Annotated in this window: 12 protein-coding genes; 4 read left to right on the top strand and 8 right to left on the bottom strand. The window is 65.7% G+C overall.

Translation table 11 applies throughout. From position 1 onward, the window contains the following. Positions 1–240: 240 nt before the first annotated feature. Complete coding sequence (dnaJ, locus tag OKW38_RS16440; RefSeq protein ID WP_018419484.1) at positions 241–1,380, top strand: molecular chaperone DnaJ; 1,140 nt, start codon at positions 241–243, stop codon at positions 1,378–1,380. Between the two features lie 18 nt (positions 1,381–1,398). After that, complete coding sequence (gene pabB / locus OKW38_RS16435) at positions 1,399–3,285, top strand: aminodeoxychorismate synthase component I (protein WP_429362336.1); 1,887 nt, start codon at positions 1,399–1,401, stop codon at positions 3,283–3,285. A gap of 48 nt (positions 3,286–3,333) precedes the next feature. Here pabB and panB read toward each other — a convergent pair whose 3' ends face one another. The 6 genes from panB to hda are packed head-to-tail and all read right to left on the bottom strand — an operon-like array spanning position 3,334 to position 8,502. Then, positions 3,334–4,149, bottom strand: a complete 816-nt coding sequence (panB, locus tag OKW38_RS16430) for a 3-methyl-2-oxobutanoate hydroxymethyltransferase (protein WP_184034424.1) — start codon at positions 4,147–4,149, stop codon at positions 3,334–3,336. 37 nt (positions 4,150–4,186) lie between these two features. Continuing rightward, the gene (locus OKW38_RS16425) at positions 4,187–4,867 is read right to left on the bottom strand and encodes a deoxynucleoside kinase (protein ID WP_090803123.1); all 681 of its coding nucleotides are present in this window, start codon (positions 4,865–4,867) and stop codon (positions 4,187–4,189) included. Continuing rightward, a complete protein-coding gene (gene folK, locus OKW38_RS16420) occupies positions 4,864–5,406 on the bottom strand; it encodes a 2-amino-4-hydroxy-6-hydroxymethyldihydropteridine diphosphokinase (RefSeq protein WP_090803125.1) in 543 nt (180 codons plus the stop codon). The genes OKW38_RS16425 and folK overlap by 4 nt, the downstream gene beginning before the upstream one ends. 51 nt (positions 5,407–5,457) lie before the next feature. Next, entirely contained in the window at positions 5,458–7,074 is a 1,617-nt protein-coding gene (gene pcnB / locus OKW38_RS16415; RefSeq protein ID WP_090803126.1) for a polynucleotide adenylyltransferase PcnB, read from the bottom strand. Beyond that, the gene (locus tag OKW38_RS16410) at positions 7,071–7,757 is read right to left on the bottom strand and encodes an HAD family hydrolase (RefSeq protein ID WP_090803128.1); all 687 of its coding nucleotides are present in this window, start codon (positions 7,755–7,757) and stop codon (positions 7,071–7,073) included. Before OKW38_RS16410 ends, pcnB begins: the two co-directional genes overlap by 4 nt. Next, on the bottom strand, positions 7,750–8,502 hold the full coding sequence (gene hda / locus OKW38_RS16405) for a DnaA regulatory inactivator Hda (RefSeq protein ID WP_090803130.1): 753 nt from the start codon (positions 8,500–8,502) through the stop codon (positions 7,750–7,752). Before hda ends, OKW38_RS16410 begins: the two co-directional genes overlap by 8 nt. A gap of 276 nt (positions 8,503–8,778) precedes the next feature. Here hda and purM point away from each other — a divergent pair, with 276 nt between their 5' ends. Next, positions 8,779–9,846: a phosphoribosylformylglycinamidine cyclo-ligase gene (gene purM, locus OKW38_RS16400; RefSeq protein WP_429362335.1), complete on the top strand. Its 1,068-nt coding sequence runs from the start codon at positions 8,779–8,781 to the stop codon at positions 9,844–9,846. 127 nt (positions 9,847–9,973) lie between these two features. Here purM and miaA read toward each other — a convergent pair whose 3' ends face one another. Then, the gene (miaA, locus tag OKW38_RS16395; protein WP_090803133.1) at positions 9,974–10,915 is read right to left on the bottom strand and encodes a tRNA (adenosine(37)-N6)-dimethylallyltransferase MiaA; all 942 of its coding nucleotides are present in this window, start codon (positions 10,913–10,915) and stop codon (positions 9,974–9,976) included. A gap of 47 nt (positions 10,916–10,962) precedes the next feature. After that, positions 10,963–13,068: a DNA mismatch repair endonuclease MutL gene (gene mutL / locus OKW38_RS16390; RefSeq protein WP_429362333.1), complete on the bottom strand. Its 2,106-nt coding sequence runs from the start codon at positions 13,066–13,068 to the stop codon at positions 10,963–10,965. Positions 13,069–13,262: 194 nt separating this feature from the next. On the opposite strand from mutL, the gene OKW38_RS16385 reads away from it, so the two are divergent. Beyond that, complete coding sequence (locus OKW38_RS16385) at positions 13,263–13,934, top strand: VTT domain-containing protein (protein ID WP_176078921.1); 672 nt, start codon at positions 13,263–13,265, stop codon at positions 13,932–13,934. Positions 13,935–14,032: the final 98 nt, after the last annotated feature.

Genomic DNA, 14,032 nt, shown 5'->3' with positions numbered 1-14,032 from the left:
TGCACAGCGATGTGCACGGCCCGGCTGCACGAGAACGGCGCCCCCGGGGCGCCCAAAGTGCAAGAGCGGTTTTCGCGCCTGGCGAGCCTTTTTGGGGCTCTCCGGGCACGTTCGTTTTATGGAGGGCGTTGTTTTGAACCGTGCCCTGGCGCGGCGCAGACAGCGGCCGGACGAGTCGTGAGACTCCACAGCATTCACAAGGAGCTACCGCGTCGCTTTGCGCGGCGGCGTTGAACCGATATGGCGAAACGGGATTACTACGAGGTTCTGGGCGTCGCAAAGAACGCGAGCGACGACGAAATCAAGAAGGCTTATCGCAAGCTCGCGATGAAGCACCACCCCGACCGCAATCCGGGTCACAAGGATGCGGAAGAGCATTTCAAGGAAGTGAAGGAAGCCTATGAAATGCTGTCGGATTCGCAAAAGCGCGCCGCGTACGATCAGTACGGTCACGCGGGCGTCGATCCGAACATGGGTGGGGCCGGCGCGCAAGGTTTCGGCGGCTTTGCCGATGCATTCGGCGACATCTTCGGCGACATCTTCGGCCAGGCGGCCGGCGGCGGCGCACGCGGAGGCGGCCGCGCGGGCCCGCAGGTGTATCGCGGCGCCGATCTGCGCTACAGCATGGAAATCACGCTCGAGCAGGCCGCGCACGGCTACGACACGCAGATTCGCGTGCCGAGCTGGGTTTCGTGCGAAGTCTGCCATGGCTCGGGCGCGAAACCGGGCACCAAGCCGGAAACCTGCCCGACCTGTAGCGGCTCGGGTTCGGTGCGCATGTCGCAGGGCTTCTTCAGCATCCAGCAGACTTGCCCGAAGTGCCACGGCACCGGCACCTACATCCCCGAGCCGTGCAATCACTGCCACGGCGCGGGTAAGGTGAAGGAAACCAAGACGCTCGAAGTGAAGATCCCGGCCGGTATCGACGACGGCATGCGCATCCGCTCGGCCGGCAACGGCGAGCCGGGCATCAACGGCGGTCCGTCGGGCGATCTGTACGTCGAGATTCATATCAAGCAGCACTCGGTGTTCGAGCGTGACGGCGACGATCTGCATTGCCAGATGCCGATCCCGTTCACTACCGCGGCGCTCGGCGGCGATATCGAGGTGCCGACGCTCGCCGGTCGCGCCAGCTTCACGGTGCCGGAAGGCACGCAGTCCGGCAAGACGTTCCGTTTGCGCGGCAAGGGCATCAAGGGGCTGCGTTCGAGCATCGCCGGCGATCTGTACGTACACGTGCAGGTTGAAACGCCGGTCAAGCTCACCGAAGCGCAGCGCGATCTGCTCAAGCAGTTCGAAAAGGCGCTCGTGGAAGGCGGTTCGCGGCATAGTCCGCAAAGCAAGAGCTGGTTCGATCGCGTAAAGAGCTTTTTCGATTGATTTGATTCGGCGGTCAGTATGACGGTGGTCAGTCGCGGCGCGGCGTTCGCGCTGCTCGACGATTGCGGTGCAACGGCGGCGCTTCCGTCGAGCCGCTTGTACACGGGTTTCGTGCGCGAGCGGGTCTGCACGGAGGCGGCGCGGCTCGAAGCCGTGTGCGACAGCGTCGCGGCGGATACCCGGAGCGGTTTGCACGCCGTCGTGCTCGCCGATTATGAATTTGGCCGCGCGCTGATGGGTTTCGATGCGCGCCGGTCTTCTGAAACGCAGCGTGGCAATGCCACGCTGCGTTTTTTATTGTTCGAACGTTGTGCGAAGCTTTCGCGCGACGAGGTCGACGCGTGGCTGACGGCGCGGGACAACGGCGCTTTCGAGCCGTCGGTCGCGGGCACCGCGAACGTGCGCGAGAGCGTCGATCGCGCCGAGTTCGACGCGGCGATCGACGCGATTCACGCCGCCCTGCGCGCGGGCGATTCCTATCAGGTCAACTACACGTACCGCCTCGGCTTCGACGTGTTCGGCTCGCCGCTCGCGTTCTATCGGCGGTTGCGCGCGCGCCAGCCCGTGTCGTTCGGCGCGCTGATCGCGTTGCCGGACGATGCGTGGGTGCTGTCGTGTTCGCCCGAACTATTCGTCGAAAAGCACGGCCCGACGTTGCGCGCGCGGCCGATGAAGGGCACGGCGCCGCGCTCGCAAGATCCTGCCGTCGACCGGGGTAACGCCGAGTTCCTCGCGACCGATCCGAAGAACCGCGCCGAGAATGTCATGATCGTCGATCTGTTGCGCAACGATCTGTCGCGAGTCGCGCGGATCGGCTCGGTCAGCGTGCCGGCGTTGTTTTCGGTCGAGCCGTATGCGTCGGTGTGGCAGATGACGTCGACTGTCGAGGCGACGTTGCTCGACGGCACCTCGTTCGCGACGATCCTGCGCGCGCTGTTTCCCTGCGGCTCGATTACCGGTGCGCCGAAGCATCGCACGATGCAGTTGATCGACGAACTGGAAAGCACGCCGCGCGGGCTCTATACCGGCGCGATCGGCTGGCTCGATGCGCCGGGCGATGATCACGATTGCGGCGACTTTTGCATGTCGGTCGCGATTCGCACGTTGACGTTGACTGCGTCATCGGCATCAGACGGTGGCACGAACGGTGTGCGCGGCAGCATGGGCATCGGCGCGGGCATCGTGCTCGACAGCGTGGCCGCCGACGAGCACGAGGAGTGTCGATTGAAAGCACGTTTTCTGATGGGCGCCGAGCCGGGTTTCGAACTGTTCGAAACGATGTACGCGACGCGGGAAGACGGCGTGCGGCACGTCGAGCGGCATCTGCGGCGCTTGTCGTCGAGCGCCGCGACGCTTGGCTTCGGGTTCGACGAAGCGCGCATTCGTGGGGAGATTTCAGCGCGGTGCGCCACGCTCCCGGCGCAGATGCCGCATCGAATGCGGCTTGCTTTGAGCAAGAGCGGGGTGACCCAGCTCTCGGCCGCGATACTTGCGCCGTTGGCGGATGCGATCGTTGGTGTTCTGCTCGGCCCCGAAGCGCAGTTCGCGCCGACCCACGCCGCCGATCCGCTGCTGCGCCACAAGACCACGCGCCGGGCAGACTACGACCGCGGCTGGCGCGAAGCCGAAGCGAAGGGCGCCTTCGATACGCTGTTTTTCAACGAACGGGGCGAACTGACCGAAGGCGGCAGGTCGAACGTGTTCGTGAAGCTCGCGGGACAATGGTGGACGCCGCCGCTCGCGTCAGGCGTGCTGCCGGGTGTAATGCGAAGCGTGTTGCTCGACGACGCGTCGGGCTTGCGGGCAGGTGAAAAAGTGCTGACGCGGTCGGATGTGCTGAACGCCGAAGCGCTGCTCGTGTGCAACGCGTTGCGCGGCGCGGTGCCGGCACGGCTTGTTGGTTAGACCACTGAAAAATACGGGAATGCCGCGCGCTCGCGCGGCAATGAAGCCTCAGAACGTGTGCTCGGCGCCGGGAAACGTGCCGTCCTTTACCGCCCGCACATACGCCTCGACGGCCGCCTGAATATTCGGCTGTCCCTGCATGAAATCCTTCACGAAGCGCGGTCGCTTGCCAGGAAAAATCCCGAGCATGTCGTGCAGCACCAGCACCTGACCCGAGCAGCCGAGGCCCGCGCCGATACCAATCGTCGGAATGCGCAGCTGCTGCGTGACCTCGCCCGCGAGTTGCGACGGGATCGCTTCCATCACGATCAATTGCGCGCCGGCTTCCTGCACGGCGAGCGAATCGCGCAGCAGCTGGCTCGCGCCCGCTTCGGTCTTGGCCTGCACCTTGAAGCCGCCGAACGCATGCACCGACTGCGGCGTGAGACCCACATGCGCGCACACCGGAATCGAGCGCTCGACCAGAAACCGCACCGTGTCGGCGAGCCATTCGCCGCCTTCGAGCTTGACCATCTGCGCGCCCGCGCGCATCAGTTCGACCGAGCTCCTGAATGCGTCTTCGCGCGTGCCGTAGGTGCCGAACGGCAGGTCCGCGACGATCAGCGCCGACGGCCGCGCCCGCGCGACGCTCGCCGTGTGATACGCGATGTCGGCAAGCGACACCGGCAGTGTGGTCGCCTGGCCTTGCAGGACGTTGCCGAGCGAGTCGCCGATCAGCAGCACGTCGACGCCCGCGCGATCGAGCAGCGCGGCGAAGCTCGCGTCGTAACAGGTGAGCATGGCGATCTTTTCGCCAGCGTCGCGCATTGCCTGCAGTTTCGGCACGGTGATCGCGCTCCGGCTCGCTTCCTGCAAATAAGTCATGGTCAATCCAGTGAAGAAAATGAACTAGCCGCGCCGCTTACAGCGATGTGGCTTTGACAAAGAATTCCTTGCGGCCGCGCATCGTCTCGATGCGTTCGGCGAGCAGCGCAAGGTCCGCGTCGGAGTCGAGCGGATTCAGGTGTTCGGCGTTGACCGTCAGCACGGGCGTGCGGTCGTAGTGGTAGAAGAATTCGTTGTACGCGTCGCACAGCGCGCGCAGATAGGCATCGGAAATCTGCAGCTCCATCGGCACCGCGCGCTTCTGGATGCGCGCGAACAGCACCTCTGGGCTCGCCTGCAGATAAACGACGAAGTCCGGCTCCGGCGCGCTGACGTCGAGCCGCACGGCAAGCGCGCGGTACAACTGCCACTCGTCTTCCTGCAAGGTCAGACGCGCGAAGATGTCGTTTCGCTGCGTGATGAAGTCGGCGATCAGTGGCGTGCCGCTCGCCTGTGCGGCGCTGACTTCCTGCGCCTGCTGCGCGCGTTGCAGCGCGAAGTGCAACTGCACCGGTAGCGCGTAGCGCGTGGTGTCGCGATAGAAGCGTTCAAGAAACGGATTGTCTTGCGAGCGTTCGAACAGTTCGTGCATCGACCAGCGTTGCGCGAGGCGCCGCGCGAGTGAGGTTTTGCCGACGCCGATCGGCCCTTCGATCGCGATATAGCCGAACGGCGGGCGCAGCTGCGGCGCGGTGACCGTGAGCGGCGGCGAACTCATTCGCAACGGCCTTTCTCGGCGGAATTGCCGGTCAGCGCGTTGAGCATCGGGCACTGGCAGGGCGACTTTACTTTCTCGATGCGCTGATCGCTCACGCTGTCGAGCAACGCGGCGGCCCGGCCATGCAGCGGAATGACGATCGCCGCGTCGATCTCGACGAGCGGCACCAGCGCAAACGCGCGCTCGACGAGGCGTGGGTGCGGCACGATCAGATCGGCTTCGTCGATCGATTGATCGCCATACAGCAGGATGTCGAGATCGAGCGTGCGCGGCGCATTGCGGAACGGCCGCTCACGGCCGAACTGATGCTCGATCTTGTGGCACAGCGCGAGCAGATGCCGCACGGGGAGCGTCGTTTCCAGCTTCACGACGCAGTTGAAATAGTCGTCGCCGCCCGCGTCGATCGGGGCAGTACGATACAGGCTCGATTTGGCGAGCACGGTGATGGTGTGCTGTTGTGCGAGGCACACCACCGCGTCTTTCAGGGTCTGGCGCGCGTCCCCGAGATTCGCGCCGAGGCCGAGATAAGCAACCGTCATGGCATAACTTCCTGCAGCTATCGTTGTGACGGCTTTTCCGCGAACGCCGCGTCAGTCTTCGTGCGAGCCTTCGAGGCCCGCGTCGTTGTCCGTGCGTTCGGCGGACGAGCCGCCCTCCACTCCGTCACCTGATTTGCGGCTTCTGGCGCCACCGCGCCGCCGTCGTTTTCTTGGGCTCCGGTCCTTCCCGCCTTGCGTGAGCAATGTCTCGCGCGCGGCGACGTCTCCTTCGATGAACTCCGTCCACCATGCACCGACCGACTCGTCGAGTTCGCCCGATGCGCAGCGCAACAGGAGGAAATCATACCCCGCTCTAAATCTTTGGTGTTCGAGCAGCTTCAGCGCGCTGCGCCCCGAGCGTTTTTCGAGGCGTAGCTGCAGGCCCCAGATCTCGCGCATGTCGGCCGAGAAGCGCTTGTGGATCGCGAGCTTTTCGGTCTGCATGTCGAGCACTTCGTCCATCGCGCGATGCAACGCGGGCACCGGATACTCGCCTTCGGCCTCGAACTTCTGCCAGCGCTGCTGCACGTCGTGCCACAACAGCGTCGCGAACAGGAAGCCCGGCGACACCGGCTTGCCGGCGAGCACGCGTGCATCTGTGTTAGAGAGTGCCAGAGAAATGAATTTTTCGCCGGTCGGCTGCTCGAGCACGACGTCGAGCAGCGGCAACAGCCCGTGATGCAGGCCTTCCTGACGCAGCCACTTCAGGCACGCGAGCGCGTGACCCGACAGCATCAGCTTCAGCATTTCGTCGAACAGACGCGCGGCGGGCACGTTGTTGATCAAATCGGCCATCTTCTCGATCGGCGCGCGCGTGGCGTCGTCGATGTCGAAGTCGAGCTTGGCGGCGAAGCGCACGACGCGCAGCATGCGCACCGGATCCTCGCGATAGCGCGTGGCCGGGTCGCCGATCATGCGCAACAGGCGCGCGCGCATGTCGGCCATGCCGTTGTGGTAGTCCAGCACGGTTTGCGTGGCCGGATCGTAGTACATCGCGTTGATCGTGAAGTCGCGGCGCGTGGCGTCCTCGTGCTGCTCGCCCCACACGTTGTCGCGCAGCACGCGGCCGCTCGCATCGACCGCGTGGGTGCGGCGGTCGAGCTCGTCGCGCTTCAGACGCTTCGGCGGCGGCGCGTCGGCCGCGGGCGGATCGACCAGCGCGCGGAACGTCGAGGTCTCGATGATTTCCTGGCCGAACTGCACGTGCACGATCTGGAAGCGCCGGCCGATGATGCGCGCGCGGCGGAACAGCTTCTGCACCTGTTCGGGGGTCGCGTCGGTCGCGACGTCGAAGTCTTTCGGCTTGACGCCGAGCAGCAGGTCGCGCACCGCGCCGCCGACGATGAACGCACGGAAGCCCGCCTGTTGCAGGCCCTCGGTCACGCGGATCGCATTGCGCGAGATCAGCGTGGGGTCGATGCCGTGCACGTCGTGCGGAATGATGACGGGTACGTCCGGCTCGCGCGGCGCTTGCGCGGCAGCAGCGGCACCTGCGGACTTGCGGCGCGGCCGCGCGGCCGTGCCGGAAGCGGTCGTGCCGGATACGGACTTGCCGCGCGCCGGCGGCTTGCCATTGGCATTGCCGTCGACGCTGGCGGCGGCGGAGAGCGTGTCGTCAGCGGTCGCCGTGTCCTGGCCGAATAGCTTGCGGATGAGTTTCTTGATCACGAGGGTTGGAAGAGTTCGAGGATGCGCCAGCCTTTGGCCTGCGCATGGGCGCGCAACGTGTCGTCCGGATTGGTCGCGATGGGATCGGTGACTTTTTCGAGCAGCGGGATGTCGTTGTGCGAATCGCTATAGAAATAGCTGTGCTCGAAGTCGCTCCAGCTCTTGCCGAGCGACGCGAGCCACATTTCGGTGCGCACGATCTTGCCTTCCTTGTAGCTCGGCGTGCCGGTGGGGCGACCGGTGTAGGCGCCGTGCGGCTCCCCGCCGACGGTCTCCGCCTCGCACGCGATCAGCGTGTCGACGCCGAACGCCTGCGCGATCGGCCGCGTGATGAACTCGTTGGTCGCGGTGACGACGCAGCACAGGTCGCCCGCTTCACGATGCTGTTTCACGAGTTCGAGCGCCACCGGCTGGATGGCCGGCGAGATGACCTCGTGCATGTACTGCGCGTGAAAGTCAGCGAGCTGCGCGCGTGTGTACTTCGCGAGCGGCGTCAGCATGGCGATCAGATAAGCGTGAATGTCGAGCTTGCCGGCCTTGTAGTCGGCGTAAAAGCGATCGTTTTCACGGGCGAAATTTTCGGCGTCGACCATGCCTTTTTTCACCATGAAGCGGCCCCATTCGTGGTCGCTGTCGGTGGGAATGAGCGTGTGGTCGAGATCGAAGAGTGCAAGGTTAGCCATGGGCGCCTATTTTACTTGAAGCGGGAAGAGCGGCGTGTGAACCCGGCGCGGCGGCGGGGTCGGGCGACGCGAGCATCGTTCGCAACAGCGGCAGCGTGACCGCGCGTTTCTGTTCGAGCGAGAAGCGGTCGAGCGCGTCGAGCAGCGCCATCAGGCTCGGCATGTCGCGGCGAAAGTGCGTGAGCAGGTAGGCCGGTACGTCGTCGGCGAGCATGATGCCGCGCTCGCGCGCCGCGCGTTTCAACACCGCGGCCTTCGCGTCGTCGGGCAACGGCGCAAGGTGAAACACCAGTCCCCAGCCGAGGCGCGTGCGCAAATCTTCGCGCACAGTCATGCCGATCGGCGCCGCGTTGCCCGCGGCGACAAGCGCGCTGGTCGGATGCGCGCGCACTTCGTTGAACAGGTTGAACACGGCGATCTGCTGCGCGGCCGACAGCGCGTCGCAGTCGTCGATCGCATAGAGCGCGACGCGCGGATCGAAGCCGAAGGCGGCGAGGCTGCTTTGCGGCCCGGCGAAGCGCGCATGCCCCGGCGGCGCTTCGTGCACGAGCGCCTGCAGCAGGTGCGTGCGGCCGCTGCCGGCTTCGCCCCAGATGTAGAAGGTGCGATCGGCGACCGGTCCGGAGGCGAGCGCGTCGTCGAGCTCACGCAGGCGCGTGACCAGCTCGGCGTTCGCGCCGGCGAAGAAATTGTCGAATGTCGATGGCGGCGGGGTGCCGAGATCGAGCGTCAGTTGACGAAGCACAGTAGGTTAATGCCGAAAATGAGGCTCAGGCCGCGAGTGGCCCGGACCTCGGGGCCTGGAAGATTGCCAGGCGCTCAGTTGTCGTGAAGCGTGCTCGCCGGGTCGTGAGGCCGCGCGTCGCGAAGCACGGCTGGCGCAATTGCGCGGGTCGGCGGCGCCGGAATCGGGGTGTCGTGTTGCAATGTCGTTTCCAGGATATCGTCGGAACGCGTGAATTCCAGTCAGGCGACCAGCATCGGGTAAAATCGCATTTTACCGACCTTCGAGCTTTTCCCCATGAATCAACCGAAATCCGCCGAGCATTCAACCGATTCGGCCCAAGGTTTGTCGTACCGCGACGCCGGCGTGGACATCGATGCGGGTGACGCCCTCGTCGACGCCATCAAGCCCTTTGCCAAGAAGACCCTGCGCGACGGCGTGCTGGGCGGCATCGGTGGATTCGGCGCGTTGTTCGAAGTGCCGAAGAAGTACAAGGAACCGGTGCTCGTGTCCGGCACCGACGGCGTCGGCACCAAGCTGCGTCTCGCGTTCCAGCTGAACAAGCACGACACGGTCGGCCAGGATCTGGTCGCGATGAGCGTCAACGACATCCTCGTGCAGGGCGCCGAGCCGCTGTTCTTCCTCGACTATTTCGCCTGCGGCAAGCTCGACGTCGGCACGGCGGCGACCGTCGTGAAGGGCATTGCGCACGGCTGCGAGCTGTCGGGTTGCGCGTTGATCGGCGGCGAAACCGCGGAAATGCCGGGCATGTACCCGGACGGCGAATACGACCTGGCTGGTTTCGCGGTCGGCGCGGTGGAAAAGAGCAAGATCATCGACGGCAGCAAGATCGCGTCGGGCGACGTGGTGCTCGGGCTCGCGTCGAGCGGCATCCATTCGAACGGCTTTTCGCTGGTGCGCAAGATCATCGAGCGTGCCAATCCCGATCTGAACGCGGACTTCGACGGCCGCACGCTCGCCGACGCGCTGATGGCGCCGACGCGCATCTACGTGAAGCCGCTGCTCGCGCTGATGCAGCAGATCGAGGTCAAGGGTATGGCGCACATCACGGGCGGCGGCCTCGTCGAGAACATTCCGCGCGTGCTGCGCGAAGGCCTGACGGCCGAGCTCGACCATCGCGCATGGCCGCTGCCGCCGCTGTTCACGTGGCTGCAGAAGCACGGCGGCGTCGCCGATGCGGAAATGCACCGCGTGTTCAACTGCGGTATCGGTATGGCGGTGATCGTGTCGGCCGCGGATGCCGAAGCGGCGATCGGTCTGCTGTCCGCGGCGGGCGAGCAGGTCTGGAAGATCGGCACGGTCCGTGAAAGCGCAGCGGGTGAAGCGCAGACGGTCGTGGTCTAAAGATTGACGAGGGCTCGCGTGGCGTGCCGCAATGGTGCGCCACGCGGGCTTCGAATCCTTTGCTTCACATTTCCCGCTTCAAATTCCCGCTTAACGTCCCTCCGATTCCACCACGCTGATCGGCGCCTCAAACCAGCGTTTCGATCAACTCCACCACCCGCGCCGTCGCGTGCGGATCGCAGCAATCCACCACCTGTCTTTCCGGCATGCTGCGCAGCCACGTGAGTTGCCGCTTGCAGAGTTGCCGCGTCGCGAAGACGCTCTTGTCGCGCATGGTCCGATAGTCGACCGCGCCATCGAGGTATTCCCACACCTGCCGATACCCGACGCAGCGCATCGACGGCATCTCGGGCAGCAGGTCGCCGCGCGCGCGCAGCTTCACCACTTCATCGACGAAACCGTGCGCGAGCATCGAATCGAAGCGCTGCTCGATGCGCGCGTGCAGCTCGCCACGCTCGGACGGCTCCAGCGCGACCGGCACGAAGCGTGCCGATGCGGCGTCGTCGGTGCGCGCGGGCGCGGCGAGCAGCGTCGACATCGGCTGGCCGGTCAGCATGAACACTTCCAGCGCGCGCTGGATGCGCTGCGAATCGTTCGGCGCGAGACGCGCGGCCGTGACCGGATCGAGCGCGGCGAGCCGCGCGTGAAGCGCTGGCCAGCCGTCGCGGGCGGCGTCGGCGTCGAGTCTCGCGCGTACTTCGGCATCGGCGGCGGGCAGGTCGTTGAGCCCCTGCGTGAGCGCCTTGTAGTAAAGCATCGTGCCGCCGACCAGCAGCGGCAGCCGCCCGCGCGCATGAATTTCTCCGACGAGCCGCAGCGTATCGGCGCGAAACTGCGCGGCCGAGTACGAGTCGGCCGGATCGACGATATCGATCAGATGATGCGGCGCGACCGCGCGTTCTTCCGCGGTCGGCTTCGCGGTGCCGATGTCCATCTCGCGATAGACGAGCGCCGAGTCGACGCTGATGATTTCGACCGGCCGCCGCGCGGCGAGCGCGAGCGCGGCGGCGGTCTTGCCGGACGCGGTCGGACCGAGCAGGCACGGGATGGGGGTAGGGTGTGACGTCATGGGCAAGCGGGCGCGCGGCGCAACGGTGTGATCGAAACGCAGCGCCGTTACTGCCCGCGCATGAACAGCCGATCGAGATCGGCCAGCGTCAGCTGATACCAGGTTGGACGCCCGTGGTTGCACTGATCGGCGCGCTCGGTCGCTTCCATCTGGCGCAACAGCGCGTTCATTTCGTCGAGCGTCAGACGCCGGTTCGCGCGCACCGCGTGATGGCACGCGAGCGTGCCGAGCAGTTCGTGCTGACGCTCGGTCAGCACGCGCGAGCCGCCGAATGCATGCAGGTCGGACAGCACCGCTCGCGCCAGCGCTTGCAGGTCGGCGTCTTTCAGAAGCGCGGGGACCGCGCGGATCGCGAGCGTGGTCGGCGACAGCACCGCGAGGTCGAAGCCGAGCGCATCGAGCGTATCGCGCTCTTCCTCGACCGTGCCGATTTCGACCGGATCGGCCTGCATCGTCTGCGGGATCAGCAGCGGCTGCACGGCGATCGCGCGGTCGGCGAGCGCGCTCTTGAACTGCTCGTACAGGATGCGCTCGTGTGCCGCATGCATGTCGACGATTACGAGCCCTTGGCGGTTCTGCGCGAGCACGTAGATGCCGTGGATCTGGCCGAGCGCGAAGCCGAGCGGCTGGTCGTCGGTGGCGTCGAATGCGGGGGAAGCCGGGCGCGGCGCGAACGGCGCTGCGTCGTATGGCGACGTCGTGTCGGTTGCGGAGTCGCGCGCTTCGAACAGCGACGCGCCTTCGACCCGGCCGGCAAGCGGATCCTTGCGGCCGAACAGCGCGTCGTAACCGGCGAGCGGTTGCGCGACCGGCAGCGTGCCTTGCGTCATGCGTGCCTGGCGCATCCACGTGTTGCCAGGCTGCGAGGCGCCCGGGGCGCCGAAGCTGCTGAAGCCGCTGCCGCCGCCAAGGACGCCGCGGTTTCCCGCGCCGAAGCCCGCGCCGCTCGAAAGACCGGCGCCCGCGCCAATGCCGTCGGCTACGCCGCTTGTGACACCCGGCGGCGTCGAACCAGATGAAGCCGGTCCGCCGGCCGACGGTTCCAGGTGCGCCGCATGCCCGCCCGCCGTCGTTTCAGGCGACGCGCCCGCGTGCCGAGCGAGCGCGCGCTGCACCGCATGGAACACGAACTGGTGGATCGAGCGCGAATCGCGGAAACGCACCTCGATTTTCGACGGATGTACGTTCACGTCGACGCCTTCGGGCGGCAAATCGAGGAACAGCACGTACGACGGATAACGCTCACCGTGCAGCACGTCTTCATACGCGGCGCGCACCGCGTGCGTGAGCAGCTTGTCACGCACGAAGCGGCCGTTGACGAAGAAATACTGTTGATCGGCGCGACCGCGGCTCGCGGTCGGCAGACCGGCGCAGCCGTAGATCGCAAGCGGACCGGCGGATTCGCCGAGCGGCAGATGGGCGGTCGCGAACGTCTCGCCGAGAATCTTCGCAACCCGCGCGGGCGGCTCGCTCGCGTTCCAGTGCTCGACAGCCTTGCCGTTGTGCAGCACCGAGATCGCGACGTCCGGCCGCGCGAGCGCAGCGCGGCGGATCTGTTCAAGACAGTGGCCGAGTTCGGTCTGTTCGCTTTTCAGGAATTTGCGGCGTGCCGGGGTGTTGAAGTACAGCTCGCGGACTTCGATCGTCGTGCCCTGGGTGCCGGCGGCGGGACTCAGCACGCCGGTTTCCGCGTCGATGCGCACCGCGTGCGGCACATCTGCGGTGCGGCTCGTGATGCTCATCTGCGCGACCGACGCGATCGACGCCAGCGCTTCGCCGCGGAACCCGAGCGTCGCGACCGCTTCGAGCTCGGCAAGCGAGCGGATCTTGCTGGTCGCATGGCGCGTCAAGGCGAGCACGAGTTCGTTCTCGGGGATGCCGCAGCCGTCGTCGGTGATCGAGATGCGTTTGACGCCGCCTTCGTCGAGCAGGATGCGCAGCGTCTGCGCGCCCGCGTCGAGCGCATTCTCGAGCAGCTCCTTGACTACCGACGCCGGCCGCTCGACCACTTCGCCTGCGGCGATCTGGCTGATCAATTGATCGGGGAGCGGCTGGATGGCGCGCAACGGACGCGGCACGGGCGCCGCGCGGGAGGCGTCGGAAGGTGCGGCCGTGGCCGCGGTGCCCGCAGGCGTTTCGGAGAATTCGGACATGGCGAAATTATAGCGACTCGGCGTACGCCGCCCGAGCAGACGCCGAACCAGCAGATTTTCATTCGACCCGAGGCACTTTCGGTATCATGTCGCGGTCAATTCGCAGCGGTCGGCCCGCCGCTCGCTGCGCCTGTTGCAGGGTCGCGCGGTGGCCGTTTTCCCTCTACGCATACACTGGTTTAAAAGGACGTTCCTTGGATACGCTGCTACATTTCGCCAATCTTGTCCTGCACATCGACAAGTTTCTCGGAGACTTCATTCAGGTGTACGGCGCCTGGGTCTACGCGGTACTGTTCGCGATCGTGTTCGCTGAAACGGGGCTCGTGGTGCTGCCGTTTCTGCCGGGCGATTCGCTGCTGTTCATCGGCGGCGCGTTCTGCGCAACCGGGCAGATGCATCTCGGACTGCTGATCCTGTTGCTGCTGGTGGCGGCGGTCTCGGGCAATACGACCAACTATCTGATCGGCCGCGCGATCGGACCGCGCGTGTTCAATACGCACATTCCGGTGCTCGAGCGCTTTCTCGATCGCGCCGCGCTGCAGAAGACGCACAACTTCTATGAGAAACACGGCGGCAAGACGATCGTGCTCGCGCGTTTCATCCCTGTCGTGCGGACGTTTGCGCCATTCGTCGCGGGCGCGTCGTCGATGACGTGGAGCCGCTTCCAGATGTTCAACGTCGTCGGCGCGCTGTTGTGGGTGCTGCTGCTGACACTGCTCGGCTATTTCTTCGGCAACATCCCGTTCATCCGTCAGTATCTGAACGTGATCGTGCTGGTCGGTATCGGCGCGGCGATCGTACCGATCGTGCTCGGCGCGCTGTGGAAGATGCTGCGCAAGAATGGCGCGAACGCGAGTACGCGTTGATGACGAGTTGTTTGCGGTATTTCGGGCCTTGAAAACACGAAAGGCGTCGCGAATCTCGCGACGCCTTTTTTCATGCCGCCATGCCGACGCCCCGTGTC

Origin of the sequence: Paraburkholderia sp. MM5496-R1 (assembly GCF_050436205.1) — a bacterium.
GTDB lineage: Bacteria > Pseudomonadota > Gammaproteobacteria > Burkholderiales > Burkholderiaceae > Paraburkholderia > Paraburkholderia tuberum.
This window is presented reverse-complemented; position numbering and strand designations above follow the sequence as displayed.

Coding starts and splice junctions, on each gene's coding strand:
- dnaJ (WP_018419484.1), top strand. CDS start 241: ATGGCGAAACGGGATTACTACGAGGTTCTGGGCGTCGCAAAGAACGCG.
- pabB (WP_429362336.1), top strand. CDS start 1,399: ATGACGGTGGTCAGTCGCGGCGCGGCGTTCGCGCTGCTCGACGATTGC.
- panB (WP_184034424.1), bottom strand. CDS start 4,149: ATGACTTATTTGCAGGAAGCGAGCCGGAGCGCGATCACCGTGCCGAAA.
- OKW38_RS16425 (WP_090803123.1), bottom strand. CDS start 4,867: ATGAGTTCGCCGCCGCTCACGGTCACCGCGCCGCAGCTGCGCCCGCCG.
- folK (WP_090803125.1), bottom strand. CDS start 5,406: ATGACGGTTGCTTATCTCGGCCTCGGCGCGAATCTCGGGGACGCGCGC.
- OKW38_RS16410 (WP_090803128.1), bottom strand. CDS start 7,757: ATGGCTAACCTTGCACTCTTCGATCTCGACCACACGCTCATTCCCACC.
- purM (WP_429362335.1), top strand. CDS start 8,779: ATGAATCAACCGAAATCCGCCGAGCATTCAACCGATTCGGCCCAAGGT.
- miaA (WP_090803133.1), bottom strand. CDS start 10,915: ATGACGTCACACCCTACCCCCATCCCGTGCCTGCTCGGTCCGACCGCG.
- mutL (WP_429362333.1), bottom strand. CDS start 13,068: ATGTCCGAATTCTCCGAAACGCCTGCGGGCACCGCGGCCACGGCCGCA.